Annotated in this window: 16 protein-coding genes; 9 read left to right on the top strand and 7 right to left on the bottom strand. The window is 68.1% G+C overall.

What is annotated here, in order from left to right; all coding sequences use genetic code 11:
* Nucleotides 1-690: 690 nt before the first annotated feature.
* A complete protein-coding gene (locus P3L51_RS11605; RefSeq protein WP_354605052.1) occupies nucleotides 691-891 on the top strand; it encodes a hypothetical protein in 201 nt (66 codons plus the stop codon).
* A 543-nt stretch (nucleotides 892-1,434) separates the two neighbouring features.
* Nucleotides 1,435-2,481: a UvrD-helicase domain-containing protein gene (locus P3L51_RS11600; protein ID WP_354605051.1), complete on the top strand. Its 1,047-nt coding sequence runs from the start codon at nucleotides 1,435-1,437 to the stop codon at nucleotides 2,479-2,481.
* On the opposite strand, the gene P3L51_RS11595 is transcribed toward P3L51_RS11600, so the two are convergent.
* Entirely contained in the window at nucleotides 2,463-2,750 is a 288-nt protein-coding gene (locus P3L51_RS11595) for a DUF6207 family protein (RefSeq protein ID WP_354605050.1), read from the bottom strand. The two genes, P3L51_RS11600 and P3L51_RS11595, sit on opposite strands and share 19 nt — an antisense overlap.
* A gap of 220 nt (nucleotides 2,751-2,970) precedes the next feature.
* On the opposite strand from P3L51_RS11595, the gene P3L51_RS11585 reads away from it, so the two are divergent.
* The 4 genes from P3L51_RS11585 to P3L51_RS11570 all read left to right on the top strand — a co-directional run bounded on the left by P3L51_RS11585 (nucleotide 2,971) and on the right by P3L51_RS11570 (nucleotide 5,008).
* Nucleotides 2,971-3,426 (top strand): DUF6228 family protein, encoded by a 456-nt coding sequence (locus P3L51_RS11585; protein ID WP_354605049.1) that lies wholly within the window; start codon nucleotides 2,971-2,973, stop codon nucleotides 3,424-3,426.
* A complete protein-coding gene (locus tag P3L51_RS11580) occupies nucleotides 3,423-3,896 on the top strand; it encodes a hypothetical protein (protein WP_354605048.1) in 474 nt (157 codons plus the stop codon). Before P3L51_RS11585 ends, P3L51_RS11580 begins: the two co-directional genes overlap by 4 nt.
* Nucleotides 3,897-3,946: 50 nt before the next feature.
* Complete coding sequence (locus P3L51_RS11575) at nucleotides 3,947-4,300, top strand: hypothetical protein (RefSeq protein ID WP_354605047.1); 354 nt, start codon at nucleotides 3,947-3,949, stop codon at nucleotides 4,298-4,300.
* Nucleotides 4,301-4,687: 387 nt separating this feature from the next.
* On the top strand, nucleotides 4,688-5,008 hold the full coding sequence (locus tag P3L51_RS11570) for a GYD domain-containing protein (protein WP_354605046.1): 321 nt from the start codon (nucleotides 4,688-4,690) through the stop codon (nucleotides 5,006-5,008).
* A 350-nt stretch (nucleotides 5,009-5,358) separates the two neighbouring features.
* Here P3L51_RS11570 and P3L51_RS11565 read toward each other — a convergent pair whose 3' ends face one another.
* Nucleotides 5,359-5,685, bottom strand: a complete 327-nt coding sequence (locus P3L51_RS11565) for a DUF6233 domain-containing protein (RefSeq protein WP_354605045.1) — start codon at nucleotides 5,683-5,685, stop codon at nucleotides 5,359-5,361.
* A 14-nt stretch (nucleotides 5,686-5,699) separates the two neighbouring features.
* Nucleotides 5,700-6,104: a DUF8825 domain-containing protein gene (locus P3L51_RS11560; RefSeq protein WP_354605044.1), complete on the bottom strand. Its 405-nt coding sequence runs from the start codon at nucleotides 6,102-6,104 to the stop codon at nucleotides 5,700-5,702.
* A 220-nt stretch (nucleotides 6,105-6,324) separates the two neighbouring features.
* On the opposite strand from P3L51_RS11560, the gene P3L51_RS11555 reads away from it, so the two are divergent.
* Together P3L51_RS11555 and P3L51_RS11550 are read left to right on the top strand one after the other, a co-directional pair.
* Nucleotides 6,325-6,945, top strand: coding sequence for a hypothetical protein (locus tag P3L51_RS11555; RefSeq protein WP_354605043.1), 621 nt, complete (start codon nucleotides 6,325-6,327; stop codon nucleotides 6,943-6,945).
* A gap of 103 nt (nucleotides 6,946-7,048) precedes the next feature.
* Nucleotides 7,049-7,498, top strand: coding sequence for a hypothetical protein (locus tag P3L51_RS11550; RefSeq protein WP_354605042.1), 450 nt, complete (start codon nucleotides 7,049-7,051; stop codon nucleotides 7,496-7,498).
* A gap of 617 nt (nucleotides 7,499-8,115) precedes the next feature.
* Here the strand turns inward: P3L51_RS11550 and P3L51_RS11545 are convergent.
* The 4 genes from P3L51_RS11545 to P3L51_RS11530 form a co-directional block, all read right to left on the bottom strand.
* A complete protein-coding gene (locus tag P3L51_RS11545) occupies nucleotides 8,116-8,499 on the bottom strand; it encodes a hypothetical protein (protein ID WP_354605041.1) in 384 nt (127 codons plus the stop codon).
* Between the two features lie 466 nt (nucleotides 8,500-8,965).
* Nucleotides 8,966-9,757, bottom strand: coding sequence for a carbon-nitrogen hydrolase family protein (locus tag P3L51_RS11540; RefSeq protein WP_354605040.1), 792 nt, complete (start codon nucleotides 9,755-9,757; stop codon nucleotides 8,966-8,968).
* The gene (locus P3L51_RS11535) at nucleotides 9,757-9,894 is read right to left on the bottom strand and encodes a hypothetical protein (RefSeq protein WP_354605039.1); all 138 of its coding nucleotides are present in this window, start codon (nucleotides 9,892-9,894) and stop codon (nucleotides 9,757-9,759) included. Before P3L51_RS11535 ends, P3L51_RS11540 begins: the two co-directional genes overlap by 1 nt.
* A gap of 9 nt (nucleotides 9,895-9,903) precedes the next feature.
* A complete protein-coding gene (locus P3L51_RS11530) occupies nucleotides 9,904-10,197 on the bottom strand; it encodes a hypothetical protein (protein ID WP_354605038.1) in 294 nt (97 codons plus the stop codon).
* 408 nt (nucleotides 10,198-10,605) lie between these two features.
* Here P3L51_RS11530 and mobF point away from each other — a divergent pair.
* Nucleotides 10,606-12,285 (top strand): MobF family relaxase (gene mobF / locus P3L51_RS11525; RefSeq protein WP_354605037.1); only part of this gene is annotated, 1,680 nt, incomplete at its 3' end.

Raw genomic sequence — 12,285 nt, 5'->3', positions numbered from 1 at the left:
GGTCTCGGCATCTCTGGCAGTAGTCAGCCGGGCCTCGGCGGCTCATGGGGATGCGGTGGATGATCTCGCCGCACTTCGTGCAGAGCTTCGGCGGGGAGGCAGCTGTGGCCGGCGGCTCGGGGGGCCGCTCGACTCCTTGGCGGTGTGCCATCCGGCGGCAGCGTGGGGAACACCAGGACGGCGTGCTCTTCCCCGAGGTCCGGGGCAGTTCGATTCCGCAGCATCCGCAGGTCGGGGTGCCGATGGTGCGTCGCAGATGGGCGCGTTGGCGGCAGCGGGCGGAGCAGTGGCGCCGAGGGCTTCCGCCGGCGGTCCCCTTGGGCGGGAGCGGGGCGTCACACTCGGCGCATCGGGTTGCCGGGCCTTCGAGGGCTTCTCGCAGGGCGGCGGGGTGACGGCCGGTCGCGGCGGCGAGCCGGCCCCAGCTCGGTTTCCCGCGGTGGTGGGGCGGCGGGCAGAGGTAGTCCCGCAGGTAGGCGGGCTGGAGATGGTTGGCCTGGGCGAGGCGGACGATGAAGGCCTCGACGCCTTCGCGGTCCTGCGGCCGGACTTGGCGCGGGAGGCGGGAGACGGTGGGGGCCGGCTCCATGTCGGGGGTCACTGGCCAGTCCGCTTGCGGGGCTTGGGTGACGCGGCGAGGTCGCACGCAGCCCTGTGGTTCACCCCGGTCACCGGCGTGGACCCCGCCACGTGCGCCGGCGGCTGGTCCGAAGCCCTGACCGGGCGCACCGCGTCTTCGCCGACCGCCTCGAGAAAACCGGCGCGGAGGGCAAGACGCTGAACAGCCTCACGCTGATGCTGGGCATGGCAGCCGAGAACGCGGCGGCCGACAATCTCTACCAGGCGTGTGTGCCGCTCGGTTGGGGCGAGCCCCTCTCCCTGAACCTGTAGCTGCTGCTCGTGCTCCTGGTCCCGCTGCTCGGGCGCGGCAACGTGGATGGCGGTGCAGCATTCGCACGACCCGGTGGCAGATGCGTGTTGCCGATGCAGCCAAGGCCGTTCTCGCCCAGCAGCAGCCGACCGCCGGCCAGCTCTCCAGCCTCGATGCGCTCGGCTGCTTCCTCCCGCGCCTCCTGGTTGCCGTAGGAGGCGATCAGGGGTGGAGGTAGGGAGTCCGGTACTTGCGGTCCACGGGCCTCAGTACGATGTTTCGGCTTCTCCAGCGGTGACATGGCCGCGTTCGCGGAGTTCCGTGATGGGCCCACGCGCGCTCCCATGGCGGCCAGCGTGGACGGCTCGACCGGTGGTGCACACGACCGGCAACCCCGCCCCTGTGCGGGATGCGTACAGCAAGGCCCGAAGGCACCGCTCTTTTCGGTCACCTCTTCGCAATTTCAAACCTCTGTTCGCAGCATCCTGACAGAGTGTCAGTGCGTTCCGTCATGCTGCTCACCAGCCCAGAGCCAGTCCGGCCGAGATCCACTGGCAGACGGAGTGAACAGCAAGCTTGCGGAAAGGGACGACGCGGTGGCAGTGAAGGCGACCGAGGAACAGGCGGCAGCACGAGACAGCTTTGCCGGTGGCCATGATCTTGCCCTGGTGGCAGGTGCTGGTACGGGAAAGACATCGACACTGGTGATGATGGGCGCGGCAACCCGCCGCCGAGGCATGTACATCGCCTTCAACAGGCTCATCGCGCAGGAGGCCAAGGCGCGCTTCGGTGACAATGTCCGCTGCAGCACCTCTCACGGACTCGCCTACCGGGCGCTAGGGAGCCGCTTCAAGGCCCGTTTGGACGCCTCACAGCACATGCCCTTGTGGCGCACCGCGCAGCTCCTCGGCATCGACCGGGACCTTGCTGTCGGAGGCCGCCGGCTCAAGACGACAATGCTGGCTCACCTGGTCATGGAGATGGTCAAGCACTTCTGCTACTCCACCGAGGAGCAGGTCGCAGCGCGCCACTTGGGCACCGTCAAGGGTCTCGACGATGACGGGCAGCAGTACGTTGCGCGAGTTCTGTTGCCCCGTGCGCGGTGGGCATGGGACGACATCTGTTCACCGAACGGCACACTGCCTTTCAAGCACGATCACTACCTCAAGATGTGGGCGCTTACCCGCCCCCGGCTGCGCGCTGACTACATCCTGCTGGACGAGGCACAGGACACGAACCCGGTCCTCGAGGAGATCTTCCTCGCGCAGGACGTCCAGCGCGTCTGCGTCGGCGACCCGGCCCAGCAGATCTACGAATGGCGTCATGCCAAGGACATCATGAGCGGGTTCCCCGGAATGCGGATGGAGCTCACCCAGTCCTTCCGCTTCGGGCCGGCCATCGCAGAGGTGGCTAACCACTGGCTGCGCGCGTCTACTTCGGTGATGAGGCTCACCGGTCACGCCGCTGAACCGTCCAAACTGACCGAGGTGAAGGTCCCCGACGCGGTCCTGTGCCGAGGCAACGCCGATGCCCTTGCCGAGGTCCTCGCCTTCCTGGACCAAGACAGGCCGTGCGAGAACACGGCCGTTGTCTACACCCCTGCGCCGTAGCCCGAGTCGAGGGAATACGGCTGGGTGCCGGTGGGCCGGATGTCCGCGTGGATGCGGGCGCGGACTCCCGGCACCCCGGGCTCCCGTCGTACGGGGGTGATGCCGGAGGTGGCCCACAGGCGTTCCAGTACTTCCATCACGGCGTGCGCGGTCGCCTCGTCGTGAGCGGTGAGGTCCAGGACGACAGGGCCGGGCTCGGGAATCCGCGTCGCGTCGAAGTCGCTGCGGGCGGGGCGGTTTCGGGATCGGTTGCAGGGCGAGCGCGGCACACAGCCGGCCGGTCTTTGTCGGCGGGTAGCGCCGCAGGGCAGGGGCCCCATCGGGCAGCGTCCCTTCATCGAGCTGGAGCCGACCGATCACCCTCTCGCAGTCGAACAGCGGACCGACATCACGATGGAACGCGTCCGTGACATCGCCGAAGCCATTCTCCACCCCACCGACAGCGAATCCAGGTGACGTCGAACGTGCTGCTGACCTAGCGTTCCGCCCATGACCACCCCGGACGTCGGCACTGACGATGAGGCCGGCGTGACGATCCGCTGCCAGGACAACTCGGCTGTCGGTGTGAGGTTCTGCGATCGGTTCAGCTTCGACGAAGACTCTGTGCACTACGCCGTCGAACTACGGGCTCCAGGCTTGGCCGCCCGAGTCAATGAGGTCGTCGCCTGGATCTGGGACAGCGATCTGGTCCCGTTCCTGGAAGAGCTCGCCGCCGGCTACCGGGGATGGGACGGCGAACGGAGCTGGCAGACCAACGACCGCGACCTCGCAGTGTCAGCCGTCTTCCGGTCAGGCGGCCACGTCGGACTGACCTGGACCTTGCGGCCATGGCCGAAGGCCGCCGGCGGCTGGAGCGCCTCGGTGACCACCTGGCTGGAGGCCGGTGAGCAGATGGCTTCCCTGGCGGCCGATGTCCGGCACTTCCTCGCCGGGGAGCCGCAGTGACAGCTGGCATACGAATCGCCTGGACGCTGGGGACACATGGATGGGCCGCATGTGTCGTTGAGGACCAGCAGGCGAAAGCGGAGCTGACCGCGTCCTACATCAGCGACGCGCCCGAAGAGTTCCTGACGGCGGTGGCCCGGCTCGTCGCGGGCGAGACGGAAGCCCGCGCCCAGTTTGAAGCCGAGCCGACCGCCTACCGGTGGATCTTCTACCGCGAAGCCGCGGATGTCTGGATCCGCTTGCTGGGACTACGTCGCGCCAGCGACCACGACAACAGAGGCACCGAGATCTGGTCGTCCCGACTCCCCATCGATGCACTCGCCCGGGCTGTGGTCCGCTGCTTCGACGAGGTGTCTCGGACCTACGGCGACAGCGGTTACCGAGGCAAATGGGGCGAGCACTTCCCCCGCACCGAACTCGAAGCCCTCAGACGACTGTGGAGCGACCGCCGCCATCCGCACGGTGCATAGCCGAATCCGCGCCAGACCTGCGAAGGATACCGATGAGTCAGATCAGGGAAATGAGCGAGCGTGAGTACTTCGCCTGCGTCGGCAGGCGTCCCGGCATGTTCGTCGGCAGAGCCTCCTCGTTCCATCAGCTGACCGCCTTCCTCACCGGCTACGACCAACACGCAATGCGCCACGGCGGACAGGGGCTCACAGGCTGGCACGAGTGGCTCATCGCCCGTCGCGGCCGCAACTGCAACCATGCCTGGCCCGGACAGGTTCTGCATATCGCGCTCCCAGAGGGCTGGAACAACATCGCCGACCTGCCGCCCGAGGACGAGAAGCACGGGATCAAGATCCTGTTCCAGCTTCTGGACGAGTTCGCCGCCGAACGCGAGGCAAGTCCTGGCGCTCAGAACTCAGATTGAGCGAGACGCCGACCGCGCCTCCGTCTCGCTCAATCTGAACCACCGCCGTTCACAGCCCCGACGTGGTTCACCTTCAGCGAGACGGGTCACCTCGGACGGAGCCAGCTGCGCCGACGGCATGGGAAACCTCCGGGGTCGGATGGCGGCCAGGGCTGCCAGTCGGCGGGGGCGGACCTCCGCCCGTACCCCTGATCCTCACCTTGCCGCGCCCAGTTCGCACCACGGGCCGACGGCACCCCACCCCGGCCGTGGCCCGACGCTCGGCGGTCCGGGCCCGGACTGGCGTGCACTCCTACCGGGTGAATCCAGCCGTTCGGTACGTGAGGGACTTGTGACCCGGGAAGTCCATTCTGCGTACCGGACAGTCGATGGGCACGGAGCGTCCCTATGCCGAAGTTCCTCATCCAAGCCACCTATACGCCCGAGGGTACGAAGGGGCTGCTCAGCGAAGGCGCGAGCGGCCGACGTGCCGCCGTTGACCAGGTCGTAAGCGGCCTCGGCGGGAAGGTCGAGACCATGTACTTTGCCTTCGGGGAGGACGACATCGTGCTCATCGTCGATTTCCCCGACCCGGTCTCCATGGCCGCCGTCAGTCTCACCGTCAAGGCCAGCGGCGCCCTCCACACCCGGGCCACCCCACTCCTCACCATCGACGAGATCGACGAGGCGGCCCGCCGGCAGGTGAACTTCCGTGCCCCCGGCCCGTGACGCGAAGCGGTCGGACTCGTCGCCCGTGCGGCCCGCCGTGACGCGAGGCATGGCGACCTCACGTAAGAGCCTGTCGGGTGACCTCTGATCGGGCGTCCACGCCCTGGCCCGCACGCTACCCGCGGAGAAGGCTGGCTGAGTTGTGGGTCGCTGGTTCTTCGAGCCGAGTGGGCGTCCGGGGCCGGCCCGCGGGGTTTGGGCGCACAGGCCGGGCAGGCGAGAGGCTGTCGCACGGCTCCTGCTCGGTGACGGTCAAGAGCGTTTCCTGGTCGAGTGATTGATGAGTTTGTTGATGTTGTGCAGCGTGCCGGTTGAGGCGCTTCTTCGCCCAGGTCACGAGCTGTCTGGCGCTACTCGAGTACGCCGAGGTCTCGGTCCGGGGTGCAGTAGACGCAGGGCGGGATCTGGTCGATGGTCAGCGCCCGCAGTGCCTGTTCGCGGGTGAGTGGCTTCTTCGGGCCGCTCATGCCGCAGTCCCAGGCGTGGACGGTGGGAGGTTTGTCGCCTCTGGCGTGGCTGTATCCCCACTGCGGTGGTGGAGGGGGCACGCGGGAGGCCGCCTCCGCGACGCGCTCCTCGGCCACCCGTATCCAGTGCTCGGTCTGCCGCAGGTGGTCAAGCTGGATGTTGTACAGGAAGCGCAGCTGCTCCAGGCGGACCCGGGGATCACGGGACACGACGAAGCCGGCGGTCAGGCGGCGCGGGCAGCAGGGGACCCGAGGGCGCCGTCGTCCGGTTGTTCCGCGGCCACATCACCGGCCGACGCCGGGGCGGTCTGCTTGAGGGCCATCCGTCCCTCCGCCACCGTGCCCGGCCCGAGCGTGGACCAGTACGGGTGCGTGGAGACCGTGACGGACAGCGCCAGGACAGCGGCGCGCAGCCGGGCCACTTCGCTCTTCTGGTGGTTGGTGTAGCCGGGGCTGTCCCGTTTGGTGCTCTTGTAGTCGGTGTACGGCTGCTTCTCCCCGGCGGCCCATCCGGGCGCCGGCTCCACGCTCCACGGCAGGGTCCGGCACAACTGGTTGTAGGCCGCGGTCACTTGGTGAAGGCGCAGCTGAGCGTCGCGGAGGTCCTGGGGGAAGGCGTATTCGGCCACGGCCGGAATGCTACGCCTGTTCGAATATGGGCGGCGCGGCGCCACCCCGCGCCAAACGGGCGACCACCCACGATCAGGGGGACCCTCTTCGTGCCCGGACGCGGCTGGAACCCTCCCGTTCCTCGGTGAACAGGCCGGCGCACGTGCCGCGCCGCCCGTTCCGTACAACTGCGCCCACCGGCCCGGGGCCGCCGTCTTGGCGCTGCTCGTTGAGAGGGGCATGAGTACCAGCAGCTTCAGCACACCGCCGCCCGGCCCGCCCGCGCCGGAGGGGACGAACCGGTGGCCCGGGCCGGAGCAGAGCGCGGCGCTGGCGGCGACGGGCGAGGCAGGCCTGCGGGCGGCAGGGTGGCTGCGGGACCTGGTCGGCCGGGGCCAGCCCAGGTGCCTGCTCGACCTCGCCGGTGAAATTACCCAGGCGCTCACCGGACTGGACCCGTACGACCATGACACCCCGGAGCACGAAGGGCGGGGCGGGATGATGCCGGAGCTGCGCGAGCGCCTCACGGACCCGTGGTGGATTCTCGACGGCGACCTGCCGCTGACGCCCGGCCACCGGGCTGCCCTCCTCGTCCTGTGCGGCGCCGCGTGCACGGCGCCCGTCCTGGTAGCCAACGGCCTCGACGCGGCGGGCCTGCGGGCGGTGTGCGAGGTGATCGACCACACCATCGGCGCGGACCCCGGCCCGGCCGAACCAGCGTGCTACTCAGGGCCGGTTGAAGATGGTGTGCGTGCCGACGCGACGCCAGACGATGTGCTGCGTGCCTTCTCTGAACAAAGAGTTCATCAAGCGGCCGGGGTGGCCTTGTGGAGGTTCGTCCACGAAGCGCGGCGGCTATGAGCTGCTCCGTAGAGGTCCGAGATCGTGTTGGACGCGCGTGAGTCGTACGCCGTGCGTCGAAACGAACTTGCCACTCGACCGCTCTACGGGATGACATGCCCATATGAGCAGAATGGCGCAGGTGCTAGTCCTTGCACGGTATGAGGACGAGGTGATGGAGCCGCTGACGCGGGTCGACGAGACGCGTACTTGGCGCGGCTGTTTCGAGCGGATACCGGACTGGTTCGTCGGCGGGTGGTATCTCGAGTTCTTCCGCGAGAGCCAGCGTCGCGGGGTCCTCGCAGACCTGGAGGCGCTGCCGTGGAACAACCCGGAGTGCGTGCAGGTCATGCTCCACGACGAAGACGACGACTGCTTCGGGCTGTGGATGTTCCATGATGGGGTGCTGGCCGAGGTATCGATTCCGCGCACACAGCGGGTCCACACCCCGCCACCGCCGTGGTGGGACGACAGTCCCCGACCTGGATACCTACAACGAACAGACGGACCGGACGCAGAGGCGCTATCGCTGCACTCCCCCGAGCACGAACACGACCCACGACTTTGCTGGTAACGAGAACATGACGGGACAGCCCATGCGAACTCGCTACTCGGTGACTTCGCTGGTGCGGGCGGTGAGCTGGGTGAGGTTGGGTAGGCCCAGGAAGACGGGGGACTGCTTCTTCTCCTGCTGGGCCTCGATCTGGGCGATCTTGTCTTCGGCGGCGGCGAGGCTGGTGGACAGGCCTTCGACTTCGCCGAGCCATCCTTCGCGTTTGGCTTCGGCGATCCTGTCTTTGAGGTTGTCGCGGATCTCTTCCAGGCGGGGCTTCTCGTCCAGGGCGACGATCAGGACCGGGCAGCGGACGCAGGCGTGTTCGTGGATGTCGGTTCCGTAGGCCCGCCCGCACTCGCCCAGCGCCAGCTTCCTCCGCTCGAAGTGGGACAGGAACTCCTGCCATTCCTCGGCGGTGACAGCCCTGTATTCCTCGGCTGGGTGGCTTTGTTCACGAGAACGGACAGCAGATGTTCACCACTTCGGGAGGCATCTGAGCGAACCGTGGGAATCGAACTGCTTGCACATCGAGGCGTCGGCCGTGAGCCGACTCGGCCTGGACAAGGGCGGCCCCGCCGGGCGGAATGCCGAGCGGGGCCTAGGAATCACCGGCGCTGTTCACCAGCGGTGCAGATTTACGGGACGACGATCCCGAAGGCCTGGTCTACCCACTTGTTCGGCATTCCCGTGATGACGTGAATGGTGTCCGCGCGGCCTCCGCAGTCAGGGTGCGGCCAGTACGAGATGCGGATCCCGTACTCGAAGGAGGTGTACTGGAGGGTCGCTACCGGGACGAGCTTGGTGAGGTCCAGGTCTTTGTCCTCCAACTCGACGCAGTACTTTCCGACGGCAGGTTTCGTGACGCTGCTGATTCCCTTGGACCGGTTGATGCTTCCGTCGGAGTTGACCACCGCGGCGGCCTGGGCGTACGGGGCCGTCGCCTTGGCCCCAGGGGCGGCTGCCGCTCCAGCCACCCCGGCGCACACGCCTCCGGTCACGAGCGTGAGCGCGGCTGCCACCCAGACTGCTGTGCGCGTTCTTTTGCTGCTGTTCTTGAGCATGCGGAGTGAGTCCTTTCAAAGGAACGTCCGCCGGCTTCAATGAGCCCGGCCACTACGGACCGTAGGAGCTCGCGCCGCTCCATTCGTGACTTTCATAGACAAACCCACCGTAAGAGCGAAGTGGAAGCTCACCGCAGGCGCTCGGGTATCACGTTAAGTCGCCGGAATACGGTCCTGCTCGACCCTGGACGTACTGCCACCTCACAAACGGAAATCGAACAGTCGCCGACCGCAGTGCCTCCCGAAGTGGTGAACATCCGCTGTCCGTTCTTGTGAACAAAGCCAGCTGGGCGGAGGTCGGGGCGACGGGCGATGAAGGCGCGGTGCGCTTCGAGCGCATCGACGGGGTAGATGGCTAATGGTGGAGTCGGGTATTGGAACTCTCGGAATGCCTGGCCGTTGAGGCCCTCCAGTCGTCCCATTGCTATACGTTTGTTCGATCTTGATAGCTCGTCTTGAGTAGGTCCCGTCGGCGCTGGCCGAGGTACCAATTGGCGGACTCGTCAAGGTCGATCGTGGTTCTGATTACGGTGGACTCGCCAGAGTTCGCCTCGGCGAGGACCTCTCCTCTCGGTGAGATGATCATGCTGGGGCAGTGCTGGTGAGGATCTGCCACGTTGGCTGCCAGGACGAACCGTTGGTTCTCCGCTGCGCGGCTGATGAGGTGGCTCCGCCAGACCCCTGCGGGCTCGGAGGGGTTGGCTGCATGGGTGAGGTAGATGAAAGCCTGTGCTCCGCGGTCGGCTAGATGCTGCCATTGCTCGGGGAAACGGATCTCCCGGCAAATCTGGACGCCGAGCGTGATGGGTCCGCTCGCCAGGTGGATCGTGAGCGTCGAGAGCTCAGAGCCTGCACCGAGTTGACCTCGCTCGTTCATCGCCAGGTTTATCTTCCGGTAGGTCCAGCGGGTGCCGTCCGGAGAGAAGTAGAGGGCGGCATTGCTCCAAGCACCACGTTCGAATAGCAAAGTGCCGCAGAACAGGTGGATGGCTCTGCGCTGAGCTAGCTCTGCGAGGCAGTCCATGGCATGCGCGAGGGCCGAGGGCGGTAGGCGTTCGAGGGCTGAGAGGTCGGCGCCGTAGCCGGACAGCGCACCTTCGGGGAGTACGACGATCTCGTCTGGCTGGACGTCTGCCAGGAGCGAGGTGATGGCCGCGAGATTATGCTCGATGTCCCAGGTGATGGGAAATTGCGCGATCGCTATGGAGGCTTTCATCAGTCCTTCTTTCGGCGGCTGATCTCGGCTGCGTAAGCGGCCCAGTCGCCGCCGGATGCCTTCTGCCACTGGACCGCGACTTGGATGTGGACTCCGGGCATCCGGGCGAGGAGGGCGGAACCGCTGTGATCAAGCATGCCGAGAAGCTAACAGACAACCCCTCTGAGCTGCGAAAACGTCGAAGTTAGTTCAGTCAACACGCCCCGTATCCGCTCGGTCCCGTATGACCAGGTCGCCCGCCCGCCTCCGGACCACGTGAGCTCGTAGACGCCCGGTGCGCAGCGGACACCCTTGATACGCAATCCGTCCCGGAACCCGCTTCCGGCGCGGAGATCGGGCACGAAGGCGCGGGTGACGACGCGATGGAACGCGCGGCGCGGTTCGGGGATGAGGCGGTTCAGGTCGGCGGTGAAGCGGGGCAGGGCCTCGTAGGTGGGCACGGCGAACTCCTCCGGAAAGCACGAAGCCCCCGGCCCCCGGCCCCCGGCCCCCGGCCGGTGGCCGGGGGCGGTGGTGGCTCCCAGAACGTCTGGGGCCGGGCGGCCTCGCAGCTGGCGCAGCGGTACGGGTAGAACCAGACGCGGGCCGGGTGGTCCTGCTGGGCGGAGGGGCGGGTGCTGCGGAACTCCGGCCGGAGCGGTCGCGAGCAGAGCGGGCAGGCGGCTGCGTGGATCAGTTCGTTCGTCATGCGGCGGACTGTGCACACGTCGGCGGCTTACCGTCTCGGGCTGGTGTGATGGCCCGCCTGGCGGGCGCTGCGGCAAGGAATCTGGTGATGGCTTCCCGCCAGGCGGGAAGCGCCCCCGGTCACGCTTTTGCGCAGCTCATGGGCGGTGTTCCATGGCCCGATGCTCAGCGCGAAGAAGGTCGGCCCGGGTGGGTGGCAGTACTACTTCCGCAGCGTGACGGTCGGCGACGGCCACCGCCCTGCGGGCAAGGCGCTGCGCGCCGCCCAGGACGAAGCCGGTGTTCCGCCCGGCGTCTGGAAGGGGCGGGGACTTGCCGCGGTCGGGCTGGCGGCTGGGGACGTGGTGACCGAGCGGCAGGCTGAGCTGCTCCTGGGGCAAGGCCGGCACCCGGACGCCGACCGGATCGAGGGCGAGCTCCTGGCGGATGGCAAGAGCCCGGCGAAGGCCCGGCGGGCGACCGTGCTGGGCAGGCCCATCGAGCACAACCAGTCACCCAAGACCGAGGACGCCAAGGAGCGCTCGCCGTGGCTGGCCCTGGACTTGGTGTTCCGGGCGCCGTCGACCGCGCAGATCTCTTGGGCGCTCATGGATGACGAGCACCGCCTGGTGCTGGAGCTGTGCCAGGACATCGCCCGGGACAAGGCGCTGGCGTGGCTGGAGGACTCGGTCGCACAGATCCGCTGGGGAAGCGGCGGCAAGCACCGCAAGCCGATCCGGGACGGGCTGGTCGTCGCGGTGTTCCGGCACTACGAGTCGAGAGCCGGACAGCCCCTGCTCCATGACCACGGCCTGGTGTCGATCCGCGCCCGGCGGCCGGACGGAAAGTGGGGGAACCTGTCGGCGGACTCGATGCTGGAGAACATCGTCGCCGCCGGCACCCTCTACACCCTGTACTTCATGGAGGAGGTGTCCGCCCGGCTCGGGTGGGCGTGGGAGCCGCGCGAGGTGACGCCCGGCAAACGGCCGGTCATGGAGATCGCGGGGATCGCCCAGCGGCTGATCGGCTGGCAGTCGACCCGCCGTCAACAGATTGAGGATGCGATGCCCGCCCTCGTGGCTGGCTACGAGGAGAAGCACGGGCACCCGCCGGGGGAGCGGGCCGCCTACGGACTGGACTGTCAGGCCGCCGACCGTACGCGCCCGCCCAAGCGCACCGTTGCGCGGTCACTGTCCGAACTGCGCGACGGCTGGAGGCGTTCGGCGATCCGGAAGGTGGGCGCCTGTACCGTCTACCGGCTCGCGGTCCGGGCGAGGGCGGCGGCCGCGGCGGTGTGGGCCCGGGTGCGGCCGGCTGTCGATATCGCGCTGGCCGCCGTCGAAACCGTCGCCGTGGTGTACGTGATGCACGGCGCGTTCAAGCGCCACCATCTGCTCGCCGAAGCCCGACGGCACCTCTCCTACGTCCTGCGCGGCCGACCCCACCAGCCGGGCCTGGACGAACAGATCGTGCAGGCGGTCGTCGACTACTACACCCGACCTGTCGGGCGGGGCCGGATGATGACCGCCGACCTGCGCGCCCTGTACCCGCGCGACACTGAGGACCAGGCCGTGCTGCGCCCGCTGACCCGCAACCGGACGGCTTCCCGATACGAGCGGGCCCGCCTCGCCGCCGGTGCTCTGACCGCCCGGGTGAACGCCGCGCGACGCTCACGCCGCCTGGGCTCCCGCACCCTGCCGCACACCGTGACCGTGCCCGCCACCCCGGCTCCGCGACGGCGCCCGGACCGCACGGACCGGAAGGCCGGCCGGGACCAGGAGCAGGCGACCGATGTCCTCACGATGGAGCACACCCGGCAGTTCGCCCTGGCCGCCGCCACCAGACTCCGGAACGGAATGCGG

The organism is Streptomyces panacea (genome assembly GCF_040560175.1).
Lineage (GTDB): Bacteria > Actinomycetota > Actinomycetes > Streptomycetales > Streptomycetaceae > Streptomyces > Streptomyces panacea.
This window is presented reverse-complemented; position numbering and strand designations above follow the sequence as displayed.

Excerpts from the sequence above, each read along its gene's own strand:
- P3L51_RS11585 (WP_354605049.1), top strand. The coding sequence starts at position 2,971 with ATGACCACCCCGGACGTCGGCACTGACGATGAGGCCGGCGTGACGATC.
- P3L51_RS11575 (WP_354605047.1), top strand. The coding sequence starts at position 3,947 with ATGAGCGAGCGTGAGTACTTCGCCTGCGTCGGCAGGCGTCCCGGCATG.
- P3L51_RS11570 (WP_354605046.1), top strand. The coding sequence starts at position 4,688 with ATGCCGAAGTTCCTCATCCAAGCCACCTATACGCCCGAGGGTACGAAG.
- P3L51_RS11555 (WP_354605043.1), top strand. The coding sequence starts at position 6,325 with ATGAGTACCAGCAGCTTCAGCACACCGCCGCCCGGCCCGCCCGCGCCG.
- P3L51_RS11550 (WP_354605042.1), top strand. The coding sequence starts at position 7,049 with ATGAGCAGAATGGCGCAGGTGCTAGTCCTTGCACGGTATGAGGACGAG.
- P3L51_RS11540 (WP_354605040.1), bottom strand. The coding sequence starts at position 9,757 with ATGAAAGCCTCCATAGCGATCGCGCAATTTCCCATCACCTGGGACATC.
- P3L51_RS11535 (WP_354605039.1), bottom strand. The coding sequence starts at position 9,894 with ATGCTTGATCACAGCGGTTCCGCCCTCCTCGCCCGGATGCCCGGAGTC.